This is a genomic window from Mycolicibacter arupensis (genome assembly GCF_002086515.1).
GTDB lineage: Bacteria > Actinomycetota > Actinomycetes > Mycobacteriales > Mycobacteriaceae > Mycobacterium > Mycobacterium arupense.
In genome coordinates this window covers 1-26,183 of record NZ_MVHH01000011.1, presented here as the reverse complement: position 1 = coordinate 26,183, position 26,183 = coordinate 1, and the positions used below count along the sequence as shown (strand labels likewise).

29 protein-coding genes, 1 pseudogene and 1 riboswitch are annotated in these 26,183 nt (G+C 68.7%); of the genes and pseudogenes, 15 read left to right on the top strand and 15 right to left on the bottom strand.

All coding sequences use genetic code 11. From position 1 onward, the window contains the following. Window positions 1–16 precede the first annotated feature (16 nt). Both BST15_RS07590 and BST15_RS07585 read left to right on the top strand, forming a co-directional pair. Entirely contained in the window at window positions 17–475 is a 459-nt protein-coding gene (locus tag BST15_RS07590) for an SRPBCC family protein (protein WP_046188089.1), read from the top strand. A gap of 46 nt (window positions 476–521) precedes the next feature. After that, window positions 522–1,094: a hypothetical protein gene (locus BST15_RS07585; protein WP_046188088.1), complete on the top strand. Its 573-nt coding sequence runs from the start codon at window positions 522–524 to the stop codon at window positions 1,092–1,094. On the opposite strand, the gene BST15_RS07580 is transcribed toward BST15_RS07585, so the two are convergent. Further along, window positions 1,091–2,044, bottom strand: coding sequence for a DUF3027 domain-containing protein (locus tag BST15_RS07580; protein ID WP_046188087.1), 954 nt, complete (start codon window positions 2,042–2,044; stop codon window positions 1,091–1,093). The two genes, BST15_RS07585 and BST15_RS07580, sit on opposite strands and share 4 nt — an antisense overlap. Before the next feature lie 222 nt (window positions 2,045–2,266). Here BST15_RS07580 and BST15_RS07575 point away from each other — a divergent pair, with 222 nt between their 5' ends. Both BST15_RS07575 and BST15_RS07570 read left to right on the top strand, forming a co-directional pair. Further along, window positions 2,267–3,853, top strand: a complete 1,587-nt coding sequence (locus BST15_RS07575) for an MFS transporter (RefSeq protein ID WP_046188086.1) — start codon at window positions 2,267–2,269, stop codon at window positions 3,851–3,853. Window positions 3,854–3,860: 7 nt separating this feature from the next. Then, window positions 3,861–4,370, top strand: a complete 510-nt coding sequence (locus tag BST15_RS07570; RefSeq protein ID WP_046188122.1) for a DUF2771 domain-containing protein — start codon at window positions 3,861–3,863, stop codon at window positions 4,368–4,370. Here the strand turns inward: BST15_RS07570 and BST15_RS07565 are convergent. The 4 genes from BST15_RS07565 to BST15_RS07550 form a co-directional block, all read right to left on the bottom strand. Beyond that, on the bottom strand, window positions 4,352–5,368 hold the full coding sequence (locus tag BST15_RS07565) for a glutathione S-transferase family protein (RefSeq protein WP_046188085.1): 1,017 nt from the start codon (window positions 5,366–5,368) through the stop codon (window positions 4,352–4,354). The two genes, BST15_RS07570 and BST15_RS07565, sit on opposite strands and share 19 nt — an antisense overlap. Window positions 5,369–5,401: 33 nt before the next feature. Then, window positions 5,402–6,055 carry a sterol desaturase family protein gene (locus BST15_RS07560; RefSeq protein ID WP_046188084.1) on the bottom strand — a complete coding sequence of 218 codons (654 nt, stop codon included), beginning with the start codon at window positions 6,053–6,055 and terminating at the stop codon, window positions 5,402–5,404. Then, the gene (locus BST15_RS07555) at window positions 6,052–6,774 is read right to left on the bottom strand and encodes a FadR/GntR family transcriptional regulator (RefSeq protein WP_046188083.1); all 723 of its coding nucleotides are present in this window, start codon (window positions 6,772–6,774) and stop codon (window positions 6,052–6,054) included. Before BST15_RS07555 ends, BST15_RS07560 begins: the two co-directional genes overlap by 4 nt. A 137-nt stretch (window positions 6,775–6,911) precedes the next feature. Continuing rightward, on the bottom strand, window positions 6,912–7,325 hold the full coding sequence (locus tag BST15_RS07550) for a cold-shock protein (RefSeq protein WP_046188082.1): 414 nt from the start codon (window positions 7,323–7,325) through the stop codon (window positions 6,912–6,914). Between the two features lie 288 nt (window positions 7,326–7,613). Here BST15_RS07550 and moaA point away from each other — a divergent pair, with 288 nt between their 5' ends. The 3 genes from moaA to BST15_RS22370 all read left to right on the top strand — a co-directional run bounded on the left by moaA (window position 7,614) and on the right by BST15_RS22370 (window position 10,414). Then, the gene (gene moaA, locus BST15_RS07545; protein ID WP_046188081.1) at window positions 7,614–8,684 is read left to right on the top strand and encodes a GTP 3',8-cyclase MoaA; all 1,071 of its coding nucleotides are present in this window, start codon (window positions 7,614–7,616) and stop codon (window positions 8,682–8,684) included. A gap of 3 nt (window positions 8,685–8,687) precedes the next feature. Next, window positions 8,688–8,966 carry a MoaD/ThiS family protein gene (locus tag BST15_RS07540; protein ID WP_046188080.1) on the top strand — a complete coding sequence of 93 codons (279 nt, stop codon included), beginning with the start codon at window positions 8,688–8,690 and terminating at the stop codon, window positions 8,964–8,966. 303 nt (window positions 8,967–9,269) lie between these two features. After that, window positions 9,270–9,456, top strand: a riboswitch (cyclic di-AMP (ydaO/yuaA leader). Window positions 9,457–9,466: 10 nt separating this feature from the next. Then, window positions 9,467–10,414 carry a transglycosylase family protein gene (locus BST15_RS22370; RefSeq protein WP_083070887.1) on the top strand — a complete coding sequence of 316 codons (948 nt, stop codon included), beginning with the start codon at window positions 9,467–9,469 and terminating at the stop codon, window positions 10,412–10,414. Window positions 10,415–10,479: 65 nt separating this feature from the next. Here BST15_RS22370 and BST15_RS07530 read toward each other — a convergent pair whose 3' ends face one another. From BST15_RS07530 to BST15_RS07515, 4 genes are read right to left on the bottom strand one after another with little or no spacing between them, the layout of a single operon-like run. Beyond that, window positions 10,480–10,896 (bottom strand): molybdenum cofactor biosynthesis protein MoaE, encoded by a 417-nt coding sequence (locus BST15_RS07530; protein ID WP_046191470.1) that lies wholly within the window; start codon window positions 10,894–10,896, stop codon window positions 10,480–10,482. A gap of 17 nt (window positions 10,897–10,913) precedes the next feature. Next, window positions 10,914–11,393, bottom strand: a complete 480-nt coding sequence (locus BST15_RS07525) for a MogA/MoaB family molybdenum cofactor biosynthesis protein (protein ID WP_046191468.1) — start codon at window positions 11,391–11,393, stop codon at window positions 10,914–10,916. Further along, window positions 11,390–11,863: a cyclic pyranopterin monophosphate synthase MoaC gene (gene moaC, locus BST15_RS07520; protein WP_046191467.1), complete on the bottom strand. Its 474-nt coding sequence runs from the start codon at window positions 11,861–11,863 to the stop codon at window positions 11,390–11,392. The genes BST15_RS07525 and moaC overlap by 4 nt, the downstream gene beginning before the upstream one ends. Before the next feature lie 11 nt (window positions 11,864–11,874). After that, on the bottom strand, window positions 11,875–12,063 hold the full coding sequence (locus tag BST15_RS07515; RefSeq protein WP_046191466.1) for a hypothetical protein: 189 nt from the start codon (window positions 12,061–12,063) through the stop codon (window positions 11,875–11,877). A 61-nt stretch (window positions 12,064–12,124) separates the two neighbouring features. Between BST15_RS07515 and BST15_RS07510 the strand changes: the two genes are divergently transcribed. From BST15_RS07510 to BST15_RS07500, 3 genes are read left to right on the top strand one after another with little or no spacing between them, the layout of a single operon-like run. Next, window positions 12,125–14,452 (top strand): helicase-associated domain-containing protein, encoded by a 2,328-nt coding sequence (locus tag BST15_RS07510; protein WP_046686465.1) that lies wholly within the window; start codon window positions 12,125–12,127, stop codon window positions 14,450–14,452. A gap of 34 nt (window positions 14,453–14,486) precedes the next feature. Next, entirely contained in the window at window positions 14,487–16,139 is a 1,653-nt protein-coding gene (locus tag BST15_RS07505) for a DNA repair helicase XPB (RefSeq protein ID WP_046190502.1), read from the top strand. Between the two features lie 34 nt (window positions 16,140–16,173). Beyond that, window positions 16,174–16,599 carry a pyridoxamine 5'-phosphate oxidase family protein gene (locus BST15_RS07500; RefSeq protein WP_046190501.1) on the top strand — a complete coding sequence of 142 codons (426 nt, stop codon included), beginning with the start codon at window positions 16,174–16,176 and terminating at the stop codon, window positions 16,597–16,599. 15 nt (window positions 16,600–16,614) lie between these two features. Here BST15_RS07500 and BST15_RS07495 read toward each other — a convergent pair whose 3' ends face one another. From BST15_RS07495 to BST15_RS07485, 3 genes are read right to left on the bottom strand one after another with little or no spacing between them, the layout of a single operon-like run. Next, window positions 16,615–16,899, bottom strand: a complete 285-nt coding sequence (locus tag BST15_RS07495) for a hypothetical protein (RefSeq protein ID WP_046190500.1) — start codon at window positions 16,897–16,899, stop codon at window positions 16,615–16,617. A 13-nt stretch (window positions 16,900–16,912) separates the two neighbouring features. Next, window positions 16,913–19,045, bottom strand: coding sequence for a 3-hydroxyacyl-CoA dehydrogenase NAD-binding domain-containing protein (locus tag BST15_RS07490; protein WP_046190499.1), 2,133 nt, complete (start codon window positions 19,043–19,045; stop codon window positions 16,913–16,915). A 15-nt stretch (window positions 19,046–19,060) separates the two neighbouring features. After that, window positions 19,061–20,272 (bottom strand): acetyl-CoA C-acetyltransferase, encoded by a 1,212-nt coding sequence (locus BST15_RS07485; RefSeq protein WP_046190498.1) that lies wholly within the window; start codon window positions 20,270–20,272, stop codon window positions 19,061–19,063. A gap of 258 nt (window positions 20,273–20,530) precedes the next feature. Between BST15_RS07485 and BST15_RS07480 the strand changes: the two genes are divergently transcribed. Next, window positions 20,531–21,721, top strand: a complete 1,191-nt coding sequence (locus BST15_RS07480) for a pyridoxal phosphate-dependent aminotransferase (RefSeq protein WP_046190509.1) — start codon at window positions 20,531–20,533, stop codon at window positions 21,719–21,721. On the opposite strand, the gene BST15_RS07475 is transcribed toward BST15_RS07480, so the two are convergent. After that, window positions 21,705–22,160: an SRPBCC family protein gene (locus tag BST15_RS07475; RefSeq protein ID WP_046190497.1), complete on the bottom strand. Its 456-nt coding sequence runs from the start codon at window positions 22,158–22,160 to the stop codon at window positions 21,705–21,707. The genes BST15_RS07480 and BST15_RS07475 overlap by 17 nt on opposite strands. A gap of 57 nt (window positions 22,161–22,217) precedes the next feature. Then, window positions 22,218–22,661: an SRPBCC family protein gene (locus BST15_RS07470; RefSeq protein WP_046190496.1), complete on the bottom strand. Its 444-nt coding sequence runs from the start codon at window positions 22,659–22,661 to the stop codon at window positions 22,218–22,220. Between the two features lie 86 nt (window positions 22,662–22,747). On the opposite strand from BST15_RS07470, the gene BST15_RS07465 reads away from it, so the two are divergent. From BST15_RS07465 to BST15_RS07450, 4 genes are all read left to right on the top strand, one after another. Then, window positions 22,748–23,089 carry a DUF732 domain-containing protein gene (locus BST15_RS07465; protein ID WP_046190495.1) on the top strand — a complete coding sequence of 114 codons (342 nt, stop codon included), beginning with the start codon at window positions 22,748–22,750 and terminating at the stop codon, window positions 23,087–23,089. Window positions 23,090–23,153: 64 nt separating this feature from the next. Beyond that, a complete protein-coding gene (locus BST15_RS07460; protein WP_157861742.1) occupies window positions 23,154–23,642 on the top strand; it encodes a DUF5078 domain-containing protein in 489 nt (162 codons plus the stop codon). Between the two features lie 84 nt (window positions 23,643–23,726). Next, entirely contained in the window at window positions 23,727–24,419 is a 693-nt protein-coding gene (locus tag BST15_RS07455; protein ID WP_046190494.1) for a hypothetical protein, read from the top strand. Beyond that, a complete protein-coding gene (locus BST15_RS07450; protein ID WP_052751508.1) occupies window positions 24,416–25,846 on the top strand; it encodes a linalool dehydratase/isomerase domain-containing protein in 1,431 nt (476 codons plus the stop codon). Before BST15_RS07455 ends, BST15_RS07450 begins: the two co-directional genes overlap by 4 nt. Here the strand turns inward: BST15_RS07450 and BST15_RS22040 are convergent. After that, a pseudogene (locus BST15_RS22040) lies at window positions 25,843–26,183 on the bottom strand (serine protease); the annotation flags it as partial. The gene BST15_RS07450 and the pseudogene BST15_RS22040 overlap by 4 nt on opposite strands.

Sequence of the window (26,183 nt, the reverse complement as noted above, 5' to 3'; positions counted from 1 at the left end):
TCCGAGGAGGATCGCCATGGCAGCACCGCTGTTGAGCGCGCAGATCGACATCAACGCACCGGTGGCCGAGGTCTGGGACTTGATCTCCGATTTCCGGCGGATGCCCGAGTGGAGCCCGCAGTGCCGGTGGATGAAGCCCCTGGGCGCGGTGCGCCCGGGCACCCGGACCATCAACTTCAACCGGCGCGGCCGGATGTACTGGCCCACCAGCTCCGTGATCACCGAATACGTTCCGCAGCGCAAGCTGGCCTTCCGGGTCAGCGAGAACCACACCGTCTGGAGCTATGAGCTCGAAGCGACCGCCACCGGGACTCGGGTCGTCGAAAGCCGGCACGCCGAGAACGGCACCACCACCGCGGTGTCGGCATTCCTGGTGGGCAAGTTCATGGGCGGGACGCCCAACTTCGAACGCGAGCTGGTCGAGGGCATGAACGCCTCGTTGAGCAAGATCAAAGCCGCCGCAGAGAACCGCTGACGCCTCCGTGCTGGCGGAGTAACGTCCCTTGGAACGGGGAGGATCCATGGAAAACGTCACATCCGGCATCCGACTGCCGAGCATCGTCATCGCAGCCACCGCCCTGCTGGCCGCCGGGCTGACACCGGCCGCCGCGCCGCCCGAGATCACCCACACGCTGACCACGGTGTCGGCCGAAGTGGCGCTGGCCGGCAACGCGGTCATCGACAGCTTCGACACCCTTGCCGGTCTGGCGACCGTGGACCTCTCCAACCTGGTCGAGGAGTTCGCGGTGCCCGGCGCCGCCGAGGAGTTCGATTTCACCGGATTCCCCGGCGCCGCGGTGGACGTTCCCGGCGCCGCCGACGCGTTTGACCTGGTAGGTCTGTTCAACGCGGAGGTTGCGGCCGCCGTGGGGCTGTTCAATCGCTTTATCAGCCTGCCCTTCACGCTGTACAACGACGTCACGAACCTGGTCGGAAGCCTGATCAACCTCGACTTCGGGATGGCCTTCAGTCAGGCCGTCACCATTCCGCTCGACATCGTCAACTACGTGCTCGGGTTGCCGGGAGCGGTGGTCAACACCGCCTTCAACATGCTCTTTGTGATACCGGGCGAATACCTGTTCAACTTCGGTTAGAGCGCCTCGGGGTCTTCCGCCCCGGCCGGGTCGACGACCGCTTCTTCGGCGACGGCTTCTTCAGCCACGACCGCGGGTTCTGCCGGGTCGGGCGCCGCGTCAGTCTCTTCCGGGGCCTCGATCACCGGCTCGGCCGATACCGCTGCGGGCTCGCCCGTCTCATCCACCGACTCGGCTACCGGGGCCGGCGCCACAGCGACGACTTCCAGCACGCCGTCGTCATAGGGCTCGTATGCCGGGGAGCCGGTGCCCGCCGGTGCCGGAGTGTCGCTGTGCGCGCCACAGCCGTACCGTTGCTCGACCACCCGACCGTCGGCGGACATCTCATTGCAGCAGACCCCGAAAAGGGTCCCCAGGGAGCCGGTGAGCGGCACATAGAAGCCGCAGTCGCGGCAGGCCCGCTTGGTGGACCGCGCCATCGCAGAATCCGGCCCGAACTCGCCGTCGTGCCAACGCTGAGCGGCCTCGGCGCGCCCGACGGGACTCATCAGCCAACGACGCCCCAGCCCGAGTACGCCGGCCACCTCGTCGAGCTCCGGATCGCCGGTCGAGGTGTAGCCGGGCACCAACCGCGGATCGTCGGCGGGCGGCGCCAGCAGATCCCCAGGCCCCAAGTCACCGGGCCGGACCCGCTGGTCCCACGGAACCCACTCCGGAGCCAGCAGAGCCGTGGGCCCCGGAACCAGCACGACCTCGCTGACCGTGGATTCCGTCGCGCCCGGGCTGGCAGCAACGACGACGGCCCACTGCCAGCCCTGATAGCCGGGCAGGAGCGCGCCGAAGCGGTGCGTGGCCGCGGTCGGGTCCTCGTAGGCGACCCCCAAATGCTCGCCGACGGTGTCGGCGCCGCTGAACTCCGCGACGGCCGCACGGGCCTGCTCGACGGCCGCGGCCAGCACCGCGGGCACGGCGATGGTCGCAGTGGCTGATTCTGCGCTGGGTCCAGTCACGCGGGTCCCTTCCGTTCAATGACGTCCCTATACTGCCGCAGGCACGCTCGGTGAGCCACACGCAGGCACGATCACGGCCTGCGCGGCCACGCGGCGAACATAGGGAAGAATCGAGGCGTGTCAGCACGGCGGCGTGATCTCCCCGACCCGAGCCGGCGCCGACGTACCCCTGCAGCCACGGGCAAAGGGTCACGCAACGGCTCCGCCGGTCAGCATCCCGGCATGGCCAACTACCCCAGCAGCCCCGCCGGGGAGCAGCGCCCACGCAAACCCATGCCCAGCGACAATCGTTACCTGCCGCCGCTGCGCGAGCACTCTGCTGCCCCTCGCCATCACGAGCCACCGAGCGGGCCGGGGACCGGCGATCGCGTCACGGTCACCCAAGCCGCCGCGGCGCGCAGCCGCGAAATGGGATCGCGGGTGTACGGGCTGGTACAGCGGGCCGCCACTGCCGACGGTGCCGACAAATCCGGGCTGACCGCATTGACGTGGCCGGTGGTGGCCAACTTCGCCGTGGATGCGGCGATGGCCGTGGCGCTGGCCAACACCTTGTTCTTCGCGGCCGCTGCCGGAGAGAGCAAAGGGCGCGTGGCGCTGTACCTGCTGGTGACCATCGCACCGTTCGCGGTGGTCGCTCCCCTGATCGGTCCAGCCCTGGACCGCGTCCAGCACGGCCGGCGCGCGGCGCTGGCCATGTCGTTCGCACTGCGGACCGTCCTGGCGCTGGTCTTGGTCGCCAACTACGACGGGGTGGCGGGCACGTTCGGCTCGTGGGTGCTCTACCCGTGCGCGTTGGCGATGATGGCACTGTCGAAGTCCTTCACGGTCCTGCGCAGTGCCGTGACGCCTCGCGTCATGCCGCCGTCGATCGATCTGGTGCGCGTCAATTCCCGGCTGACGATGTTCGGCCTGCTCGGCGGGACGATCGTCGGCGGCGGTATCGCCGCCGCAGCCGAGTTTGTGTTCACCCGGCTGCTGCAGCTGCCGGGGGCACTGTTGGTTCTCATCGCGGTCTCGATAGCCGGAGCCGTGCTGTCCATGCGCATCCCGCGCTGGGTCGAGGTGACCGCCGGCGAGATCCCCACCACCTTGAGCTATCGCTTCGGCGAGCGCCGCCGCAGCTGGCCCGAGCAGGTCCGGCGGGCCGGCGACGCACTGAGCCAGCCGCTGCGGCAACCGCTGGGCCGCAACATCATCGCCGCATTGTGGGGAAACTGCACCATCAAGGCGATGGTCGGATTCCTGTTCTTGTACCCGGCCTTCGTGGCCAAGCAACATGACGCCGGAGGCTGGGTGCAGCTGGGCATTCTGGGCCTGATCGGCGTGGCCGCCGGTGCCGGCAACTTCGCCGGCAACTTCACGGCCGCACGGCTGCAACTGGGCCGCCCGGCGGTGCTGGTGGTGCGCTGCACCATGGCGGTGACCGCCGTGGCGCTGGCCGCGGCCGTGGCCGGCACGCTGGTGATGGCGGCCGTCGCCGCACTGGTGACGTCGGGAGCCAGCGCGATATCGAAGGCCTCGCTGGATGCCGCGCTGCAGGACGACCTTCCCGAGGAGTCGCGCGCGTCGGCCTTCGGCCGCACCGAGTCCACCCTGCAACTGGCCTGGGTTTTGGGTGGTGCGCTGGGGGTGCTGGTATACACCGATCTGTGGGTGGGCTTCACCGCGATCACGGCGTTACTGATCCCGGGTCTGGCCCAGACCATCCTGTCGTTCCACGGCGACTCGTTGATTCCCGGACTGGGGGGCAACCGTCCGGTGCTGATCGAGCAGGACGGCGCCCGCCTCGATCCGGCAAGACAGGGGTGATGTGCAGGTGAAGCGCACGACGGCCGTACTGGTGGCGGTGCTGACGGTGGGGACCGCGGCGCTGGCCGGATTCGGCACCTGGTGGATCACCCGGGCACAGGAGCCCACGCCTCCGCAGATCAGCGCGTATTCCAACGGGCAGCTCGCCAGCACCGGGCCCTACATGTACTGCAACGTGCTCGACCTCAATGAGTGCCTGCTCACCGAAGCGCAAGGCACGGTGACGGTCGATTCGCGTCATCCAGTGCAGCTGTCGGTGGACGAAAGCATCGGTCGAGCGCCGTGGCAGCTGTGGCGGCTCTACGACGACCCGGCCGACACCACAAAACAGGTATACCGGCCGGGCAGCACCCTGGCGGTCACCGTCCCCACCGTGGATCCGCAACGCGGACTTCTGCGCGGGCTGGTGGTGCAGCTGTCCACGATCATCATCGATTTCAGGACCGGCGAAGAGATCCGGGTACCGCACGCCGAGTGGGCGGTGGGCACCCGCTGGAATCAACCCTCGCCGGATTGAGCCCCATGACCGGCCGGCACCTGCTCGCCCGCCGGAACCGGACCGGGCGGCGTACCGTCTCCGAAAGGCCTGCCGCCCAGCGCTTCTCGCCCATGCGGGGATAGCCAGTTGGCCAGATCCGGCCCGTCGGGGACGATCCGGGACGGATTGATGTCGGCGTGCACGATGTAGTAGTGCTGTTTGATCTGGACGAAGTCGGTGGTGTCGCCGAACCCCGGAGTCTGGAACAGATCCCGGGCGTAGGCCCACAGCACCGGCATCTCGGCCAGCTTCTGCCGGTTGCATTTGAAGTGTCCGTGATAGACCGGGTCGAACCGGGCCAGCGTGGTGAACAGTCGCACGTCGGCCTCGGTGATGGTGTCCCCCACCAGGTACCGCTGCCGGCTGAGCCGGTCGCTGACCCAGTCCAGCGCGGCGAACAACCGGCCATAGGCGGCGTCATAGGCCTGCTGCGTTCCGGCAAAACCACACCGGTAGACGCCGTTGTTGATCTCGGTGTAGATACGCCGGGCCACCTCATCGATTTCCGCCCGCAGCGGCTCGGGATAGAGCTGCGGGGCACCATCGCGGTGATAGGCCGTCCACTCGGTGGAGAAATCCAAAGTCATCTGGGCGAAGTCGTTGGTCACCACCTCGCCGGTGGTCACATCGACCATCGCGGGCACGGTGATTCCCTTGGGATAGTCCGGGATGCGCTTGAAGTAGGCGTCTTGCAGCCGCGGGATCTTCAGCACCGGGTCGAGGCCACCGGGGTCCAGGTCGAAGGTCCAGCTGCGCTGGTCGTGAGTCGGTCCACACAAGCCCATGGACATCACCTTTTCCAGCCCCAGCAGCCGCCGCACGATGATGGCGCGGTTGGCCCACGGGCAGGCCCGAGCCACCACCAGCCGGTACCGGCCTGGCTCCACGGGATACCCATCACGGCCATCGGCGGTGATCCGGGTGGAGATGTATTGGGTATCGCGGGTGAAGTCACCGCCGGCGAGGTAGCTGGCCATGCCTACCAGGGTGCCACGGCTGGTGGCAATGGGTCAGCCGGTGACGCTGGGCGCGTGCAGGTTTCGCACGGTCGGTGATGACGGGACCGCGCTGGGATCGGGGTAGGTCCCCAGCAGGCGGTCGGCGGTACCGGAACTGGTCACGGTGAACCAGTACCTCTCGTTCTTGAAGTGGTGATAGCGGTGGTTGCGCCATACCGCGCGGTAGACCGCGTGGCGCGGCTTGTAGTCCGTATGAACCAGGTAGTGGATCCATTCGTAGAACACCAGGAACGTCGCGATGGTGAGCACGAACGTCAGCCCCTTACCGGCGTTGCCGAAGGCGAGCGGCGCCAGCGGTGTCAGGCCGACGATGATCACGACCAGGCTGGGCCACGGGATGAAGATCAGCGGGATATCGCGGGGGTCCCGATGGTGCAGGCGATGGTCACGGGCCAGCCGTGAGTCGATCCTGACACCGGCGAGGGTGCGCGGACGCCAATGCAGGATCCCGGTATGGATCAGCCACTCGCCCAGGGGAGAGAAACCCACCAGCGCCACGGCGATCACGGCGTCGCCGATCGACCAGCCGCCCACCGCAAGGCGGGCTGCCAGCAGGGCGCCGACCCAGGTGACGAGCATCCAGGGCGTGGGGTGGCGAAGGAACTCGACGAAAGCGTCGCGCAGCGTCTGCTGCTTGCGGGTCATCGCGGGTCCGCCAGTTGGTCGGTGAGTTGGGTGAATGCGGCACTACCCAAGCCAAGGAGCTCTGCCGCGGCCACACGGGCGCCACCTTCATCACCGGCGGCGACGGCTTCGGCCAGCCATCGGTAATGCTCGATGTCGTTGACCTCGGCAGCCATCACGTTGACAAGCACGTCGAGGACGGGCACGTACGCCTGATTCAGCGTGTTGAACAACAGCCGAAACGCGATGGACTCGGCACTGTCCACGATGAGTTCCCAAAACCCAACAACACGCCACATGCGTTGCACGGGTTCCGATTCAGCCTCCAATTCGTCCACCACGGCCCGCAGCCGGGCGCGGACGTCATCATTGGCGCGAGCCGCTGCCAGCGCGGCCACCTGTGGACCGATGATGGCGCGGGCTTCGATCACGCTGGCCAAGGTGGCGCGATCGACGTCGCCGCCATGCACAAGCAGTAGCGGCAGCACGTCGAACCCGGCCTCGGCTCGAAAGTCTCGGACCACCGTGGATCCGCCCTGGCGGACCTGGATGAGGCGCGCCCGGTCGAGTCGGCCCAGCGCTTCCCGGACGGCGGCGCGCGAGACTCCAAGCGCCTCTGACAGAGTTCGCTCGCTCGGCAGAGACTCGCCGGGCGTCCGGTCACCAGAGAGCACCTGGCCGGCGAGCTGGGCGAAGATCTCGTCGGGTATGGACTGCCGATTGATCGGCTGCAGGGTCATGACCCGAACCCTAACACAAAAATGGCCTGAGGTCTGGTGGTCAGACCAGTTGTTCGAGTGTCGAGCAATGAACACTGCCTGTTCATCAGTCAGTCAGCAACGATCCCGTTCGGTGGGATCGCCCGCACCGGCTGAACTCAGGCGTCGAGTTCGCGGGCCACGGCCTTGACCACCTCGGAGATCTGCCGAGCGGTCTTGCGGTCCGGGTACCGCCCCTTGCGCAGCTCAGGCTGCACGGTGCCTTCCAGCAGCGTGATCATGTCCTCGACCATGCCGTGCAGCTCGTCGGGGGTGTGCCGGTGCTCGACGGCCGGGGCGGCCTCGCGCCGGGTCCGCGACAGACTCGGCGGCGGGTCGATCAACTTCACCGTCAGCGCCTGGGGGCCGCGGCGGCCGGCGGCGACGCCGAACTCCACCCGCTGACCCGCTTTGAGACCCTCCACACCGTCCGGCAGGGCCGAGGCGCGGACGTAGACGTCCTCACCTTCTTCCTGGGACAGGAAGCCGAAGCCCTTCGCGGCGTCGTACCACTTCACCTTGCCGGTCGGCACTGGTCTCACCTGCTTGTCTTGCTGATCACGTACGTGCGGACATAAAGGAAGCGTCCCGCCTGCGCAGGACGCGTCAGCAGCCGATCTTACTCGGACCCTGACCCGCAAAACACCCAGGTTTGCTCGGTAGGCTGACTACGCCGCTGAAGGAGATGAAGACCGGACGCCGAGAGGGATTCGGTCACTCCCCGGCCAACCGAATCGGAAACGGACATGACGTTGAGGCACCCGGGTCCAGGCGCGCCCCCACCGTTGGCGGGGACAGGCGATGCGGACCATGCGGAACATATGGAGGCCACCCGAGCGGCCTTCGACGACGCCGTGGCGCGCGCCATCGCCGCACAGATGCCGACAACCGGCCCCCTGGTGGACACCTTCGGGCGGGTCCACACCGACCTGCGGATCTCCCTGACCGACCGCTGCAATCTGCGCTGCACGTACTGCATGCCGGCCGAAGGCCTCGACTGGCTTCCGAGCGGGCATCTGCTGAGCGACCAGGAGCTGATCCGGCTGATCCGAATCGGCGTGAGCCGCCTCGGCATCACCGACATCCGATTCACCGGCGGCGAACCGTTGCTGGCCCGCCACCTGGAACGCGTGGTGGCCGGCGCCGCAGCGCTGCACCCGCGTCCCGAAATCGCCTTGACCACCAACGGCCTGGGCCTGGCCCGCCGGGCCGGCGCTCTGGTGGCCGCGGGCCTGGACCGGATCAACGTCTCGCTGGACACCGTCGACCGCGCCCACTTCGCCGAGATCACCCGGCGCGACCGGCTGCCCGACGTGCTCGCCGGTCTGGATGCGGCCGCGCGGGCCGGGTTGGCTCCGATCAAGGTCAATGCCGTGCTCGACCCGAAGGTCACCGGCGACGACGTCGTCACTCTGCTGCAGTTCTGCCTGGACCACGGCTACCACCTGCGGGTCATCGAGATGATGCCGCTCGATGCCGAACACCGCTGGACCCGCGACGCCGGGCTCAACGTCGACCAGATCCTGGAGGCGGTGCAATCCCGCTTCGCGCTGCGGCACAATCCACAGCCGCGCGGGGCCTCCCCCGCCGAGGTCTGGCTGGTCGAGGACGGCTCGCACGACCGCGGCGGAACATTCGGGATCATCGCCTCGGTGTCGCGCCCGTTCTGTGGCAGCTGCGACCGCACGCGGCTCACCGCCGACGGACAGATCCGCAACTGCCTGTTCGCCTCCGCCGAGTCCGATCTGCGCGCACTGATGCGCAATGGCAGCGACGACGACACCATCGAGCAGGCCTGGCGGGCCGCGATGTGGAGCAAGAAGGCCGGCCATGGCATCAACGACCCGGACTTCATCCAGCCGGACCGCCCGATGAGCGCGATCGGCGGCTGATCGGTGCCCACTCAGACCGGAAGCTGTGCCGACGTCTCGGTGACGGTCCGCTATTTCGCGGCAGCGCGCGCGGCCGCGGGGACCGACTCGGAGGCCGTCAGCGTGCCGCACGGGGCCGGCGTGGCGGCCTTGGTCGAGGACCTCGCCGGCCGCAACGAGCGACTGGCAGCGGTGCTGCGGCGTTGCTCTTATCTGCGCGACGGCGTTGCGGTGCGCGACCACGAGGCACCCTTGCGGCCCGGCGAAACGGTGGACATCCTTCCTCCGTTCGCCGGTGGCTAGCGAGGCTCGGACGAGCGAGAGACGAAGCTGGACCGCCGAATCAAACCCGGCGGACAGCATGATCTACGTCACATAACGAATTGATCACGGGCAGGCAACGACTTGATGGAGCACGCGTTGACCTGCGCAAACATCTGACATTCGGGGCGTTTTGGGACACCGCGGCGGGGAAAACACCAGGAAGCGAGAAGGGTGACGCGGCGCGGATGAGCGGTTACCGTACATCTCCGGGTGTATCGAAAATTTCCGTTCGATCCACCTTTTGCTTGTCCGTAGCGCCGAGCTCCATCCAACGGGCAAGCAAATCCACAAGTACCCAGTACCTGATGGATGGAGGCGGGGGACCCACCGGGTCCGCCGAGAGCGGCCCTGAGGCCCTAGCCGGCCTCTTGGGGTGAAGCCGATGACGTACTCACGATGTGCGTCGCGGCCAGGCAGCCCCCTTGCCTGAACCCGACGCTGACCTCGCAGGCGTAGACAGAGAGGAAATCACCGCACGTATGAGTGGACGGCATCGCAAGCCCACCCAATCGAACGTCAACATCGCCAAAATCGCTGTCACCGGCGCCGTGATCGGCGGCGGCAGCCTGGCCCTCGCCGGGACCGCAGCCGCGGCCACCGATGACGAATGGGACCACGTAGCCCGGTGCGAATCCGGCAACAACTGGGGCATCAACACCGGCAACGGCTACCAGGGCGGGCTGCAGTTCTCGCCGAGCACCTGGAGCGCACACGGTGGTGGCAAGTACGCCCCGTCGGCGCACATGGCCAGCCGGGAACAGCAGATCGCGATCGCCGAGCACGTGCTGGCAACGCAGGGCCGCGGTGCCTGGCCGGTGTGCGGCCGCGGACTGTCCGGCGCATCGCAGCGCGAGGTCCCGGCAACGCCCGCGGACGCCCCGATCGACAACCCGGAAGTCAACGGCGAGACCGTCGCCCTGGACAACCCGATGGCTCCGCCGCCGGCCCCCGAGCCCGCTCCGTGGTGGATGCCCCCGGCCCCCGAGGCACCGGCGCCCGCTGAAGGCACCGAGCCGGTGGCCCCCGCAGGCTGGATGCCGCCGGCCCCCGAGGCTCCGGCACCGATCGCCGAGGACCTGCCGCCGGCTCCCGAAGCTCCCGCTCCCGAAGCTCCCGCTCCCGAGGCACCGGCTCCCGAGGCCCCCGCACCGGAGGCCCCCGCTCCCGAGGCTCCGGCCGCCGAACAGCTGCCGCCGGCCCCGGAGGCTCCCGCACCGTGGTGGATCCCCGAGGCTCCGGCCCCGGCTCCTGAAGCCCCGGCCCCCGGGGAGGAAGCAGCGCCTCCGGCGCCCGCCCAGGACGGCAACCGGCAGGACGCGGTCGCGGTCGGCTTCCACCAGGAGCTGTGGCAGGCCGTCCGTGCCGAGAACATCAGCGGCAACGACGCGCTGGCCGCGTTCGTGCAGCAGCCCAGCCGGGTTGTGTAAGAACACACATCTACGAAATGCGGGGGCCGGTTAACCGGCCCCCGTTTTTCGTTGTCGCGCTGCCGTCAGGCCGAGCCCACCCACTCCTCGGTGCCGTCGGTGAAGAACTGGTGCTTCCACACCGGTAGCCGCGCCTTGACCGTGTCGACGAGCAGGGCGCAGGCCTCGAACGCCTCCCGGCGGTGATCGGCCGCCACCGCCGCCACCAGCGCCGCATCGCCGATCTGCAGCACACCGATCCGGTGGCTGGCCGCCACGGCCCGAACCCCGACCGCCTGCCGGGCGACCTCGGCCAGCACGTCGGCCATCACCTGCGGCGCCGACGGGTGCGCGGAGTATTCCAGCCTTCTCACCTGACGTCCGTCGTCATGGTCGCGGATCATTCCGACGAATCCGACGATCGCTCCCGCAGCCCGGTGGCTCACCAACTCCTCGTGCTCGGCCAGCACGATCGGCTCCTCGGTGACCGCGGCGCGCAGCACCGCGGCACCGTGGCCGCTCACCGGTGATCCCCGCCGGCGAGCTGGTCCAGTGCGTGATCCAGGACGTCGGCGAGCACGCCGAGCCCGTCGCGCACCCCGCCGGATGACCCGGGCAGGTTGACGATCAGGCTGCGGCCGGCCACCCCGCAGACGCCCCGCGACAGTATCGAAGTCGGCACCTGCGGCAGTCCGGAGCGGCGGAGGGCATCGGCCAGCCCCGGGATGTCGTAGTCGAGCACCGCGCGGGTCTGTGCCGGGGTGTCATCGGTGGGGGCGATACCGGTCCCACCGGAGGTGATGATCAGATCTGGCCGGTCGGCCAATGCCGCTCGTAGGGCGGCACCCACCGGTTCCCCGTCGGCAACGACCTCCGGGCTCACCGGCGCGAAGCCGCGCTGCGCCAGCCACTCGGCGATGATGGGCCCGGTGCGGTCGCTGTACACCCCGGTGGCGGCACGGGTGGAGGCGATGATGATCCGGGCGGTCCGGGCGCTCACGCGCGCTCCCAGGCCCCGCTACGCCCGCCGTCCTTGCTCAGAACCCGGATCTCGTCGATGACCGCGGCGCGGTCGACGGCCTTGATCATGTCGTAGAGGGTCAGGGCCGCCACGCTGACGGCGGTCAGCGCCTCCATCTCGACGCCGGTCCGGTCGGTGGTGCGCACCGCGGCGGTGATGTCGATCTGGGATTGCCCGATGGTGAACTCCACGTCGACACCGGTGAGTGCGAGTTGATGGCAGAGCGGGATCAGATCACTGGTGCGTTTGGCAGCCATGATTCCCGCCACCCGTGCCGTGGCCAGCGCGTCACCCTTGGGCAGTCCACCGGCCGAGATCAGCTGCACCACCTCGGCGGTGGTGCGCAGCACGCCGCCGGCGACCGCGACCCGCTTGGTGCTCGCCTTTGCGCTGACGTCGACCATGTGCGCCGCCCCCCGTTCGTCGAGGTGTGAGAGCGGGCCGGTCATGACGTCACCGGCTACCGATTGACGACGGTGACCGGATGTAGGTAAGGCAGCTCTTCGGACGGCAGCGGGAACACGAGGTCCCCGAATGGCGACAGTGCGCCGGTCCGATCGGTGCGCAGCTCACTGACAGCGGGTTCGCCGTCGGTCTGCGGCCAACCGTTGTCGACATACCGGTTCTTGTTGTCCTGGTTTCCAGCCACGGAACCATTCTGACAGGTCGCGATCGACGCCGTTCACCGGTTGGGCCTTACGCTGGTCGCGATGACCGAACGCGCCCGGGGTGTCCCACTGGGGTCGTGGCTGGCCGAGCTGCCCGACGAGGATCTGATCCGGCTACTGAAGCTGCGGCCCGACCTCGCCCAACCACCGCCGGGCAGTATCGCCGCGCTCGCCGCCCGGGCACAGGCCCGCCAGTCGGTTCGGGCTGCCACCGATGAGCTGGACTTCCTGCATTTGGCCGTACTGGACGCCTTGCTGGAGTTGCGCGCCGACTCACACGGTGTGCCGGTCACAGACCTGCTGAAGCTGCTCGGTGATCGCGCCCCCGCCGACGCGGTGACCGCGGCGCTCAACGGCCTGATCGAGCGGGCGCTGTGTTGGGGTTCGACGGAGCAGCCGAACGGCGTGCTGCGCATCGTCGCCGAGGCCGGTGCGGGCCTGCCCTGGCAGCCCGGTCAGGTGACCCGGGAGGAGCCGGCGGGGCCGGCGGATCTGGCCGCGCTACGAGCGGCCATCGCCGACCTGGACAGTGCCCAGCGCGACCTGCTGGACAAGTTGCTGACCGGTTCCCCGATCGGGCGCACCCGCGACGCCGCCCCCGAAGCGCCCCCGGAACGCCCGGTGCCCCGGCTGCTGGCGGCGGGGCTGCTGCGCCGCGTCGACGAGGAGACGGTGATCCTGCCGCGCCTGGTGGGGCAGACCTTGCGCGGCGAGCAGCCGGGACCGATCGCGTTGGAGGCGCCCGATCCGGCGGTGTCGAAGACCACCGCGGCCGATGTTGACGCCGCCGCGGCCGGGGCGGTCATCGACGTGTTGCGCGAGCTCGACGTGATCCTGGCCAGCCTGGGCGAGACGCCGGTGCCAGAGCTGCGCACCGGCGGGTTGGGTGTGCGCGAGGTCAAACGATTGGCCAAGACCACCGGCGTCGATGAAACTCGGCTGGGTCTGCTGCTTGAGGTGGCGGCCACGGCCCGGCTGATCGCGGCGGACCTTCCCGACCCGGCCGTTGTCGACCAGCGCGAATGGCCCGACACCGAGGGTCCGTACTGGGCGCCGACGGTGCTCGCCGACCGGTTCGCCGAGCAGTCCACCGCCCAGCGCTGGCATCTGTTGGCCGCCACCTGGCTGGATCTGCCGGCGAGGCCGGGGCTGATCGGCAGCCGCGGCGCCGACGGCAAACCCCGGGCAGCGCTGTCCACGCCGCTGTTCTCCACCGCCGCGCCGCTGGACCGTCGACTGCTGCTCGGCATGCTCGCAGAACTGTCCGAGGGAACCGGGGTAGACGCCGTGTCCGCGTCGCGGGCCCTGGTGTGGCGCCGCCCGCGTTGGGCGAGCCGGCTGCAGCCCGGCCCGGTCGGAGAACTGCTCGACGAGGCCCACGCCCTGGGTGTGCTGGGCCGCGGCGCACTGAGCTCCCCGGCACGCCTGCTGCTGGCGGACAGCGCGCAGGGCTCCGCCGCCGACGCCGACGACGCCGCAGCCGTGGCCGCAATGGCCAGGGCACTGCCCGAGCCCATCGATCACTTCCTGGTCCAGGCAGACCTGACCGTGGTGGTGCCCGGCCCGCTGAAACGCGAACTCGCCGAGGAGCTGGCCGTGGTCGCCACCGTGGAGTCGGCCGGTGCGGCGATGGTCTACCGCGTCTCCGAGCAGACCATCCGCTCCGCCTTGGACGTGGGCCGTACCGGGGCGGGCCTGCGGGCGTTCTTCGAAAGACACTCCAAGACGCCTGTCCCGCAGGGGCTCAGCTATCTGATCGATGATGTGGCACGACGACATGGTCAGCTGCGGATCGGGATCGCGGCCTCCTTCGTGCGCTGCGAGGATCCCACGCTGCTGGCCCAGGCGGTGGCCGCTCCGGCCGCCGAGGCGCTGGGCCTGCGGCTGCTGGCTCCGACGGTGGCGGTGGCACAGGCCCCGCTTGCCGATGTGCTGGCCGCGCTGCGCGCCGCGGGCTTGGCGCCGGCCGCCGAGGACGCTACGGGGATGATCGTCGACATCCGGCCGCGCGGATTGCGGGTGCACACCCCCGCGGAGCGGCGCGGGCACCGGACCCACCCCGGCCCCGGTGACGACAGCCTGACCGCGCTGGTGCGGGTGCTGCGCACCGTGACCTCGGCGCCGTTCGACAACATCCGGCTGGATCCGGTGACCGCGATGATCATGCTCAAACGCGCTGCGCTGGAGCGGGCCACCGTGCTCATCGGTTACGTCGACGCCGCCGGGGTCGCCACCCAGCGTGAGGTGGCCCCCACCCAGGTTCTGGGTGGGCGGCTGGTGGCATTCGATTCGACGTCGGGACAGATGAAGGATTTCGCGATTCACCGGATCACGTCGGTGTCGTCTGCCGGTGAAGACTCGGCGCCGTAGGCACCGTGTCAGTCGACTCCGGATAATGGGCCCCATGAGCACCGACGGGCCGTTGATCGTTCAATCCGACAAGACCGTGCTGCTTGAGGTCGATCACGAACTGGCCGGCTCGGCGCGCGCCGCGATCGCGCCGTTCGCCGAGCTCGAGCGCGCCCCGGAGCACGTGCACACCTACCGCATCACGCCGCTGGCGTTGTGGAACGCCCGGGCCGCAGGCCACGACGCCGAGCAGGTGGTCGATGCTCTGGTCAGCCACTCGCGTTACGCGGTGCCGCAGCCGCTGTTGGTCGACATCGTCGACACCATGGCGCGCTACGGGCGCCTGCAGCTGGTGAAGAGCCCGGTGCACGGGCTGACCCTGGTCAGCCTGGATCGTGCGGTTCTTGAGGAGGTGCTGCGCAACAAGAAGATCGCTCCCATGCTGGGCGCCCGGATCGACGACGACACCGTCGTGGTGCATCCCAGCGAACGTGGGCGGGTCAAACAGATGCTGCTCAAGGTCGGCTGGCCCGCCGAGGATCTGGCCGGCTACGTCGACGGCGAGGCCCATCCGATCGCGATGCAGCCCGACGGCTGGCAGCTGCGGGACTACCAGGAGATGGCCGCCGACTCGTTCTGGGCGGGCGGCTCCGGGGTGGTGGTGTTGCCCTGTGGTGCCGGCAAGACCCTGGTGGGCGCCGCAGCAATGGCCAAGGCGCAGGCCACCACATTGATCCTGGTCACCAACACCGTGGCCGGCCGGCAGTGGAAGCGTGAACTGATTGCGCGCACATCGCTGACCGAAGAGGAGATCGGCGAGTACTCCGGTGAGCGCAAGGAGATCCGTCCGGTCACCATCGCCACCTATCAGGTGATCACCCGGCGCACCAAAGGGGAATACCGGCACCTGGAGCTGTTCGACAGCCGCGACTGGGGGCTGATCATCTACGACGAGGTGCACCTGCTGCCCGCGCCGGTGTTCCGGATGACCGCCGACCTGCAGTCGCGCCGGCGGCTCGGGCTGACCGCGACACTGATCCGTGAGGACGGCCGCGAAGGCGACGTCTTCTCGCTGATCGGACCCAAGCGCTACGACGCGCCGTGGAAGGACATCGAGGCCCAGGGCTGGATCGCACCGGCCGAGTGCATCGAGGTACGGGTCACCATGACCGAGACCGAGCGAATGACCTACGCGGTGGCCGAGCCCGAAGAGCGCTACAAACTGTGCGCGACGGTGCACTCCAAGATCGCGGTGGTGCGCTCGATTCTCCAGCAGCATCCCGGCGAGCAGACCCTGGTGATCGGCGCCTACCTCGATCAGCTCGAGGAGCTGGGTGAGCAGCTGGACGCCCCGGTCATCCAGGGCTCGACGCGTACCGCCGAGCGCGAGAAGCTTTTCGATGCGTTCCGGCGAGGCGAGATCTCCACCCTGGTGGTGTCCAAGGTCGCCAACTTCTCCATCGATCTGCCGGAAGCTTCGGTGGCAGTGCAGGTCTCGGGCACCTTCGGTTCCCGGCAGGAGGAGGCTCAGCGCCTCGGCCGGCTGCTGCGGCCCAAGGCCGACGGCGGCGGCGCGGTGTTCTATTCGGTGGTAGCTCGCGACAGTCTGGACGCCGAGTATGCCGCGCACCGGCAGCGATTCCTGGCCGAGCAGGGCTACGGCTACGTCATCCGCGACGCCGACGATCTGCTGGGCCCGGCGATCTGAGGCGACCGTCGCCGCTGACGGCTAGCCTCGGCTCATGAGCCTTTCTCCGGACGAGCGCGAGCAGTTCCTGGCTGAACCGCACATCGCGGCGCTGTCGGTGGACGCCGGCCAGGGCCGCGGGCCACTGACGGTGCCCATCTGGTACCAGTACACCCCAGGCGGTGAGCCCTGGGTGATGACTGCGGCCGGGTCACGCAAGGCCAGGCTCATCGAGGCGGCCGGATGCTTCTCGCTGATGGTGGAGCGCACCGAGCCCACACTGAGGTACGTCGCCGTCGACGGCACCGTCAGCCGCATCGAACCCGGCACTGAGGAACTGCATGCCGAGCTGGCCCACCGCTACCTGCCACCGGAGCGGGCCGAGAAGTTTCTTGAGTATGCGTCGGCGGAGCTGGGCGAGCAGATAGTCATCTACATGAAGCCCCGGCACTGGCTGTCCGCGGATCTGGGCGCGATCTAACCGCGGGCACCCGGCTCAGCCCGCGCACTCGTCGGCGGGCAGCAGCAGCATTGCCGGCCACAGCGCCACCGAGGCCACCGCCGCCACCTCGTGAACGCTGGCCGGTGGTATGCCGTAGTGGCGCTCAAGCTGCGTTTGGAGGCGCTCGACGCCGCCGGGGTTCAGAAACAGCCACAGCACGCCGGCGATCACGTAGACCAGGCCGGACCACAGCGCGGTCTCGATCAACGCCCCGATGCTCACCTGCCGGTCGAGCAAACGCAGAATCCCCCGAAACCACGGGGTCTCGGGGGATTCCACGTCTGGCTCCTGACTACAGCAGCGACGCCGGCGGTGTGAACCGGTCGCCGTACTTGGCGGCCAGATCCTTGGCCCGCGCCACGAACGCAGCCTTACCACCGGGGTAGCCGGTGATGAACTGCGCGGTGCCGCCGGTCCAGGCCGGGAAACCGATGCCCATGATCGCGCCGATGTTCGCGTCGGCGGTCGAGGTCAGCACACCCTCGTCGAAGCACTTCTGGGTCTCGAGCACCTCAGCGAAGAGCATCCGGTCGATCATGTCCTGCAGCGGCGGGGTGGAGCTGCCGGAGTTGAACGTCTCCCGCAGGCCCGACCACAGACCGGTGCGCTTGCCGTCGACGTACTCGTAGAAGCCCGCACCCTTCAGACGCGACGGACGACCGATTTCGATCATCTTGTCGACGACCTCTTCGTTGCGCGAGATCGGCAGGGTGCCGCCGGCCTCCTCGACACCCGCGCGGGTGGCGATGGCGATCTTCTGCATCAGCTCCAGGTTGAGCTCGTCGCAGAGCTGCAGCGGGGCTGCCGGGTAGCCGGCCTGCAGACCGGCCTGCTCGATGCTGGCCGGCTCCACGCCCTCGCCGAGCATCATCAGCGCCTCGTTGACGAAGGTGCCGATCACGCGCGAGGTGTAGAAGCCACGGCTGTCGTTGACCACGATCGGGGTCTTCTTGATCGCCAGCACGTAGTCGAACACCCGGGCCAGCGCCTCATCGGAGGTCTTCTCACCCTTGATGATCTCCACCAGCGGCATCTTGTCGACCGGCGAGAAGAAGTGGATCCCGATGAAGTCCTCCTGGCGCTTCACGCCGGTCGCCAGGCCGGTGATCGGCAGGGTGGAGGTGTTCGATCCCAGCAGTGCATTGGGCTCGACGATGTCCTCGATCTCCTGGAAGACCTTGTGCTTGAGCTCCTGGCTCTCGAAGACGGCCTCGATCACGAAGTCGACGCCGGCCAGATCCTGCGGGTCGGCGGTCGGGGTGATCTTGTCCAGCAGCGCCTGCGACTTCTCGGCGGTGGTACGGCCCCGCTCGAGCGCCTTGGCTTCCAGCTTCTCCGAGTAACCCTTGCCGCGCTGAGCGGCCTCCAGGGAAACGTCCTTGAGCACCACGTCGTAGCCGGCCTTAGCCGACACGTAGGCGATGCCGGCGCCCATCATTCCGGCCCCGAGCACACCGATCTTCTTAATCGGGGTCTTCGCGATGCCCTCGGGCCGGCTGCCGCCGCCGTTGATGTGCTGCAGGTCGAAGAAGAACGCCTGGATCATGTTCTTGGCGACGTTGCCGGTGACCAGCGAGACGAAGTAGCGGGTCTCGATACGGGTGGCGGTGTCGAAGTCCACCTGCGCGCCCTCGACCGCAGCGGCCAGGATGGCACGCGGCGCCGGCATGTTGGCCCCCTTGACCTGCTTGCGCAGCAGGGCCGGGAACGACGGCAGGATGGCCGCCAGCGCCGGGCTGGCCGGGGTGCCGCCGGGCATCTTGTAGCCCTTGGCGTCCCACGGCTGCACACCGGCGTCGGGGTTGGCCTTGATCCACGCCTTGGCGGCGGGCACCAGCTCCTCGACCGTGGGCAGCACCTCGTCGATCAGGCCGGCGGCCTTGGCCTTGGCCGGGGTGAAACGGGTGCCCTGAACCAGCACGTTCATGAAGGCGTTCTGGATGCCGAGCATGCGCACGGTCCGGGCGACACCGCCACCACCGGGCAGCAGGCCCAGGGTGACCTCGGGCAGGCCGAGCTGGCTGCCCTTGACGTCGGCGGCGATCCGGCGGTGACACGCCAGGGCGATCTCCAGGCCACCGCCGAGTGCGGCGCCGTTGATGGCGGCCACGACCGGCTTGCCCAGGGTCTCCAGGGTCCGCAGGTCGGCCTTGATGCCCTCGCACTGCTCGAACACGGCCTGTGCGTCCGCGGGGCCGACGTGGATCATCGCCTTGAGGTCGCCGCCGGCGAAGAAGGTCTTCTTCGCGCTGGTGAGGACCACACCGGTGACCGAGTCCTTCTCCTCAACGAGCCGCTGTACCGCGTTGTGCATGGACTCGCGGTAGTGGTCGTTCATGACGTTGGCCGACCCGGTCGGGTCGTCGAGGGTCAGCGTGACGATGCCGTCCGCGTCCTTGTCCCACTGAATGGTGTTCTCTGCCATTTTTTCTCAAACCTCTCAGACGCGCTCGATGATGGTGGCCACGCCCATGCCGCCGCCGATGCACAGCGTGATCAGGGCACGCTTGGCACCGCGACGCTCGAGCTCGTCGACCATGGTTCCGGTGATCATGGCGCCGGTGGCGCCCAGCGGGTGGCCCATCGCGATGGCGCCACCGTTGACGTTGAGCTTCTCGTCGGGGATGCCCAGGTCCTTCTGGAACTTCAGCACCACCGAGGCGAACGCCTCGTTGAGCTCGAACAGGTCGATGTCATCGACGGTCAGCCCGGCCCGGTCGAGCACCTTGCGGGTGGCCGGGGTGGGTCCGGTGAGCATGATGGTCGCGTCGGCGCCGCTGGTGGCGGTGGCCACGATGCGGGCGCGCGGGGTCAGACCCTGCGAGGCGCCGGCCTTCTCCGAGCCGATCAGCAGCAGCGCGGCACCGTCGACGATGCCCGAGCTGTTGCCGCCGGTGTGGACGTGGTTGATGCCCTCGACCCAGTGGTACTTCTGCAGCGCCACGTCGTCGAAGCCGCCCATCGCGCCGATGCCGTCGAAGGCGGTCCGCAGCTTGCCCAGGCCCTCCAGGGTGGTCTCGGGGCGCATGTGCTCGTCGTGATCGAGAATCACCAGACCGTTGAGGTCACGCACGGGGATGACGGACTTGGCGAAGTAGCCACCCGACCAGGCCGCCGCCGCCCGCTGCTGGCTGCGCAGCGCGTAGTTGTCGACGTCCTCACGCGAGAAGCCCTCGATGGTGGCGATCAGGTCGGCGCCGATGCCCTGCGGGGCGATGTAGTTGTCGTAGGTGAACGGCACGTCCGAGAACATGGCGCCGCCGTCGGAGCCCATCGGGATCCGGCTCATCGACTCCACGCCGCCGGCCAGCACCAGGTCGTCCCAGCCGGAACGCACCTTCTGGGCGGCGGTGTTGACGGCCTCAAGACCCGAGGCGCAGAACCGGTTGAGCTGCACGCCGCCGGTGGTGTCGGGCAGGCCCGCGGCCAGCACCGCGGTGCGGGCGATGTCACCGCCCTGGTCACCCACGGGCGAGACGCAGCCCAGGATGACGTCGCTGATCAAGCTCTCGTCCAGGTCGGGGTGGCGGGTGCGCAGCTCCTCGATCAGGCCGACAACCAGGCTGAGCGGCTTGACCTCGGTCAGCGCGCCGCCGCGCTGCTTGCCGCGCGGGGTGCGAATGGCCTCGTAGATGAAGGCTTCTTCGGACATGGGCGATTCCTCTTCAGTATTGGGTGTTCGATGCGGATCGACTGCGTTCCCCCGCGAGCGGGTGGTACCCCAGGTCGGAGCGTAGTCCCCGATTTTGCAGCCTAACAGGGCGGCCTATCAACCGGATGGTTGGTGCGTTGGGGACCGCTCTCCCGCCGAGCGTGAAGCTGGTTTCACACCGGTGGCCTGAGCGTGAAGCCAGCTTCACGCTCGACCCTGGGACGACGCCCTTTAGGCTCAGATCCCATGACGGCGCGGATGGTCACCCGGCTGGAGCCCTATGCCACCACGATCTTCGCCGAGATGTCGGCGCTGGCGGCGCGGATCGGCGCGGTCAACCTCGGCCAGGGGTTTCCCGACGAGGACGGACCGGCGGCCATGCTCGAAGCCGCCCGGGCCGCGATCACCGACGGCACCAACCAGTACCCACCCGGGCCCGGAATCCCCGCCCTGCGTGAGGCCATCGCCGCGCAGCGCGCCCGCGCGTACGGAATCGACTACGACCCCGACACCGAAGTCCTGGTGACGGTGGGGGCCACCGAAGCCATCGCCGCCGCGGTGCTCGGCCTGGTGGAACCGGGCTCCGACGTGGTGCTGCTCGAGCCGTTCTACGACTCCTACTCCCCGGTGGTCGCCATGGCCGGGGCGCGGCGCATCAGTGTGTCGCTGGTGCCCGACGGCCGCGGGTTCGCCCTAGACGCCGACAGCCTGCGGCGGGCCATCACCCCGGCCACCCGGGCGCTGATCGTCAACTCGCCTCACAACCCGACCGGCACGGTGTTCACCGAGGCGGAGCTGGCCGAGATCGCCCGGATTGCGGTGGAAGCCGACCTGCTGGTGATCTCCGACGAGGTCTACGAGCACCTGGTGTTCTCCGGACGCACCCATCGCCCCTTGGCCGGCTTCGAGGGGATGGCACGGCGCACCGTCACCATCTCGAGCGCGGCGAAGATGTTCAACTGCACCGGCTGGAAGGTCGGTTGGGCGTGCGGCCCCGCCGAGCTACTGGCAGGGGTGCGGGCCGCCAAGCAGTACCTGACCTACGTCGGTGGCGCGCCTTTTCAGCCCGCGGTGGCGCTGGCGCTGGGCACCGAGGACGCCTGGGTGGCGGGCCTACGGGACACCATGCAGGCGCGCCGGGACCGCTTGACCGCCGGCCTTGAGGGCGTCGGGTTCGAAGTGCACGACAGTTTCGGCACCTATTTCCTGTGCGCAGATCCCCGCCCACTGGGCTATGACGACAGCACGGCGTTCTGCGCCGAACTGCCGCACCGGGCCGGAGTGGCGGCCATCCCGCTGTCGGCGTTCTGCGTGCCCGGATCGGAGGCGACCGCCCCCGAGGTCTGGAATCACCTGGTGCGGTTCACCTTCGTCAAACGTGAGGACACCATCGACGAGGCGATCCGGCGGTTGGAGACGCTGCGCGACGGGCCTACTGCTGCTCGGTAGCGTTGTCTTCGCCCATGATTCGCTGACGTAGCTGTTCGGTCGCGATGTTGAGCACCAGCTTGCTGGCGCGCCGGACGATGAATTCCGGGATAGGCCCCGACGGTTCCACGGTGATGTCGAAGCGCACCCGGGTGCTGTCGGGACCCTCGCGGGTCAGGGTGTACTCCACGTGCTGGGCGCGCTGCTGGGCCGTCGCCTTGGCATCCCAGACCATCCAGTCCGGGCCCCAGTGGTATTCCAGGATCTCCTTGTCCACCAAGCCCAGAATCTTGATGGTGGCCAGCACATGATGGGGACGGCCATCTTCGTACTCGTCGAGGATCTCGATGCTCTTGTGCACCGGGGACCACGACGCCAATTCGGACACATCGGCGAGCGCGTCGAGGATTTTCTCCGGCGGCGCGCCAATCACAACTTCCCGCGATGCTCGAACAGCCACTAGGTCGAGCCTAACGCCGTGTCCTGCCGGCGGCAGAAGTTCATCGCAGGGAGAAAGTCAGCGGCCCTTCTTGATCTTGAGCACCTGATCGCGCAGACCGTCGGTGGCGGTCTTCATACCGCCCTTGAGGGTGCTCTTGAGCAGGAACCCCGGGATGGGGATCGACGGGTCGACATCCATGTCGAACCGGACCTTGGTCTTATCGCCCTGCGGGGTCAGCGTGTACTTGGCGTCCTGCGCCTTGAGCTGACCGGCCGACACCAGGGTCCAGCCGACGCTGTTGTCGGTCCAGCTGTATTCGACGACCTGCTCGTCGGTCAGGCCCGCTGCCTTGATCTTCATCCGCACCCGGCGCGGCCGGCCGTCGTCGTGGGTGTCGAGCACCTCGGCGCTCTGATACTGGGGCGACCACGACGGAACAGATTCGACGTCGGCGAGGACGTCGAAGATCTCCTCCGCGCTCGCTTCGATAACCACCTCGCGGGAATCCTTGACTGCCATGGCTGGCACCCTAGCCAGGCGCGAGGCGATACGCGGGGATTTGAGCCGCGCCGAGAGTCTCCCCCCGTCCGCGCGGCGGTGGCACGATGGACGCCATGCACGTGACCGCCCGGATCGCCGCACCACTGTTGGCAGCCGTTGCGCTGTTGGCTGCACCGGTAGCCCGCGCCGACGACGCCAGCTATCTGGCCCGGGTCAATGCCGCCCCGGTGCCGATCCCGGTTGCCGATCACGTCAAAGTGACCTCGGGGCACTACATCTGCGCCGAGTTGCGGATGTACGGCCACACCGGCACCTACCGCGCCGGCATCTCCCCCGGCGACCTGGTCCGCCAACTGACCAACACCTTCCACTACAGCCCCGAGGCCGCCGACGTGCAGATTCAGGCGGCGCAGGCCGAACTGTGCCCGGAGACGCTGCGGCCCTGACCCCGCACTTGTTAAGACCGAAAGCGGGAGTCCCACAAAGCCGATGCTGGTAACGTCGCGCCGCATGACATCCACAGTGAGTCGGTTCGCGCGCGCCGCGGGCCTTGCAGCAGTTGGTGCGGCCCTGGCGGCCGCCGGAGCGGGAGTTGCCGCGGCAGACGACCCGAACGCGGTTCCGGAACCGATTCTGACCACGCAGTGCTCGTTGGATCAGTTGATGGCCGCAACCAAGGTCGTCGACCAACCGGCTTACGACGCGATCGTGACGAAGTACAACCAAGAGCCCAAGGTGCTGCAGGACCAGATCATCTTGCGGATGAACAACCTGCTGGCCAAGGACGCCGCCGGCCGGCAGGCCGAGGTGGATCAGCTCGGCATTGTCTTCCCGTACTACGCGGCGCTGTTCCGCACGCAGGAATCCGCCGCCCCGGAGATCGCCGAGCAGTGCGGAACCTTCCCGGCCGAAGACCCCACGGTGTGGGCCCCTGCCGCCGAAGCCACTCCCTCGCCGGCTCCCGGGGTGCCCGGCAGCACGGAGCCCACGGCCGCGTGATCGCTGGGCAGCCGCCCACCCCTTGACGCTGAGGCCAACTGGTCGCCCAACCTTTTCCACATCGGCGAAGGAGGTGCACAGGCCATGCTGTGCTGCCTCGTCGCCGGATCGCTCATGGCGATGGTGTTCCGGTTCCGGATGTGGCTGACTCGCCGACGTCCGGGGTCGCTGGATCTCTTTGCGCCACCGGCACGTCGGTCTGCCCGCGGCGAGCCGTTGGCCACGCACGTCCCGGCGCCCCCGCGGTCACCGCGGGGGCGCGATCACCGCACCCTGTGCGCGTCCGCCGCCGGAGTTCTGATCTATGTGGTGTTGACCGCCGGACTGTTGCGTACCGGACTGGCCCACAGCATGGCCGACACCACGACGTGGGCGGAGCGCACGACAGTGTGGTTGGCGATAGCGACCGCGCTGAGTGCCCTGGCCTGGCGGCGAAGCGTGGGCCGGCGCTCCAGCCCGGTTCCGCTGCGGGAGCACTTCGGGTGCGCACTGGCGGGTATCGGAGTGGTGTGGTTTGCGCTCGGGGTCGCCGACATACACCTGTTCCGCGCCTTCGCGCTGGGCCCCCAGAGCGCACACGCCGCACACGCCGCCATGCTGGCCCACCACCACGGCTCGTTGTGGTGGGACATCGTGTTCCACGGCACCGGCGCAGCATTGGCGGTGATCGGCTGGCTGATGCTGCCGGTGCGTCCATTCGACGCTGACACCGAGCCGCAGGCACCGGCTGGCGCCTTCGCCCGCAGTTCGCCAGCGACCCTGGGGAGGGTGCCGTGAAGACGACCACCGCCGAAGCGCTCAACGCCACCGTGGGCGAATCCACCGAAGAAGACCTGGCGGTGCTGCGTTATCTGCTCGATCTGACATTGCAGCCGCTGGATCAATTCGACGGGTTCACCGTCACCGAACAGTTCCTGTTGGGCGCGCTGCGCTACCAGCTCAACAATGTCGGCTGGGCGCTGTCACTGTCCCAGCGCACCCGCACCCCGGCGTTCACCGGCTACCTCGCCGAGGCCCAGCGCAACGCCATCGACAAGATGCGCGACCGCCGTGTCTGGCGCTACTGGGCCTACGAGCAATTGGCCGGCTATGGCCGCTGGAATCCCGATCCCATCGCACACGACAACGTCATGTACTCCGGCTATCTCGGCGTCATGATCGGGCTGTACGAATCGCTCAACGCCGACCGCCGCTTCAGCGAGCCGGGCGGTCTGGAACTGCAGTGGAGTGCACGGCGACGGTTCCCCTATGACTTCGCGACGCTGTGCGAGGCGATGGTGCGCAACATGCGTAAGCGCCCCCACTGCCCGCAGTACCCCTGCGAGCCTCACCTGATCTACCCGCTGTGCAACACCTTTGCGCTCAACAGCCTGCTGATGCATGACCGGCTGCACGGCAGCAGCTGGGCCGAAGAGCTGGTGGAGGCGGTCCGCATCAGTTACTTTCGCGACGGCTGGATCCGCCCGGACGGCCGTTTCGTGATCGCCCGCACCGCATTCGGCATGGCGCTGCCCGGCCTGATCACCGGCAATGACGCCTGGATCGCGTACTGGCTGGACAGCCTGATGCCCGACGTGGCACGCACCACCTGGGACACCCTGCGCGACGGGCTCCTGCGCATCGACGACGGCCACATCGTGATCAGGGGCAAGGCCGAGCAACTGATAGACGCCGGCAACTACAAGATGGGCGCCGGCGCCGGCGGCCCGACCTACGGAATGCTGGCCAACGCCGCGGCCGAATTCGGCGACCAGGACATCGTTGCGGCCGTGAACAATTCGGTGCAGCAGCGTTACCCGCTCATCCACGCCCACGGCGCGGCCCGCAACGCCAACATGTCCGTGCTGGCCACCACCTACCTGGCGCTCGCCCGATTCGGCGGCCCCAGCCGCATGCGGGGGCTGATCACCGAGGATCTGCCCGACCACTGGCGCCGCGGGCCCTTCCTGGCCGAGGCGGCCTACCCGGACGTGCTGGTGGCGCGCGCCGTCTCCGACGGAACCGGTCTTGACCTCGTCCTGCGCCCCGGCGACGGCCCGGTGCAGACCACCTTGGGATTGCAAAATCTCAAGCCCGACACCGAATACCTCGTCACCGGAGCAGTCAGCCCGACCGTGCGCGCCGATGCTGGTGGGGCCGCCAGCCTGCCGATTGCGCTGCGTGAGCGCACGGAGGTCAGGATTGCCCCAAGCTCGCCCGGCTAAGTGCGACGGCCGAAACCGGCACCCGGGCCACCCTTGGCGTCGACGTCATCGAGAACGGCCTGGAACAACACGATTCCCGGCCCCGGCTGGGTCAGCGGGCCGCTCGGGACGGTGCCGTCGTGAATCATCCCGACCAGCAGATCGTCCACGGTGACCGGCGCCCCGTCATCGCCGGGCTCCCACCACGGCTCACCGGCCGGATCAACCCCGGTGGGCCCGATGTCGAAGCACATCAGGCCCGTGCCACGGCCGAGCTTGCAGGCATGGCGCACTGTGCCGTGGTCGGGCTCCACGGGTTGTTCGGGAACGTCGGGGCCGGCAGCGGGGGGCTCAGGGG

Coding starts and splice junctions, on each gene's coding strand:
- BST15_RS07500 (WP_046190501.1), top strand. CDS start 16,174: ATGAGCCTTTCTCCGGACGAGCGCGAGCAGTTCCTGGCTGAACCGCAC.
- BST15_RS07555 (WP_046188083.1), bottom strand. CDS start 6,774: ATGACCCTGCAGCCGATCAATCGGCAGTCCATACCCGACGAGATCTTC.
- BST15_RS07460 (WP_157861742.1), top strand. CDS start 23,154: ATGACATCCACAGTGAGTCGGTTCGCGCGCGCCGCGGGCCTTGCAGCA.
- BST15_RS07590 (WP_046188089.1), top strand. CDS start 17: ATGGCAGCACCGCTGTTGAGCGCGCAGATCGACATCAACGCACCGGTG.
- BST15_RS07585 (WP_046188088.1), top strand. CDS start 522: ATGGAAAACGTCACATCCGGCATCCGACTGCCGAGCATCGTCATCGCA.
- BST15_RS07510 (WP_046686465.1), top strand. CDS start 12,125: ATGACCGAACGCGCCCGGGGTGTCCCACTGGGGTCGTGGCTGGCCGAG.
- BST15_RS07565 (WP_046188085.1), bottom strand. CDS start 5,368: ATGGCCAGCTACCTCGCCGGCGGTGACTTCACCCGCGATACCCAATAC.
- BST15_RS07465 (WP_046190495.1), top strand. CDS start 22,748: ATGGACGCCATGCACGTGACCGCCCGGATCGCCGCACCACTGTTGGCA.
- BST15_RS07490 (WP_046190499.1), bottom strand. CDS start 19,045: ATGGCAGAGAACACCATTCAGTGGGACAAGGACGCGGACGGCATCGTC.
- BST15_RS07575 (WP_046188086.1), top strand. CDS start 2,267: ATGGCCAACTACCCCAGCAGCCCCGCCGGGGAGCAGCGCCCACGCAAA.
- BST15_RS07455 (WP_046190494.1), top strand. CDS start 23,727: ATGCTGTGCTGCCTCGTCGCCGGATCGCTCATGGCGATGGTGTTCCGG.
- BST15_RS22370 (WP_083070887.1), top strand. CDS start 9,467: ATGAGTGGACGGCATCGCAAGCCCACCCAATCGAACGTCAACATCGCC.
- BST15_RS07480 (WP_046190509.1), top strand. CDS start 20,531: ATGGTCACCCGGCTGGAGCCCTATGCCACCACGATCTTCGCCGAGATG.
- BST15_RS07505 (WP_046190502.1), top strand. CDS start 14,487: ATGAGCACCGACGGGCCGTTGATCGTTCAATCCGACAAGACCGTGCTG.
- BST15_RS07485 (WP_046190498.1), bottom strand. CDS start 20,272: ATGTCCGAAGAAGCCTTCATCTACGAGGCCATTCGCACCCCGCGCGGC.
- BST15_RS07470 (WP_046190496.1), bottom strand. CDS start 22,661: ATGGCAGTCAAGGATTCCCGCGAGGTGGTTATCGAAGCGAGCGCGGAG.
- moaA (WP_046188081.1), top strand. CDS start 7,614: ATGGAGGCCACCCGAGCGGCCTTCGACGACGCCGTGGCGCGCGCCATC.
- BST15_RS07560 (WP_046188084.1), bottom strand. CDS start 6,055: ATGACCCGCAAGCAGCAGACGCTGCGCGACGCTTTCGTCGAGTTCCTT.
- moaC (WP_046191467.1), bottom strand. CDS start 11,863: ATGACCGGCCCGCTCTCACACCTCGACGAACGGGGGGCGGCGCACATG.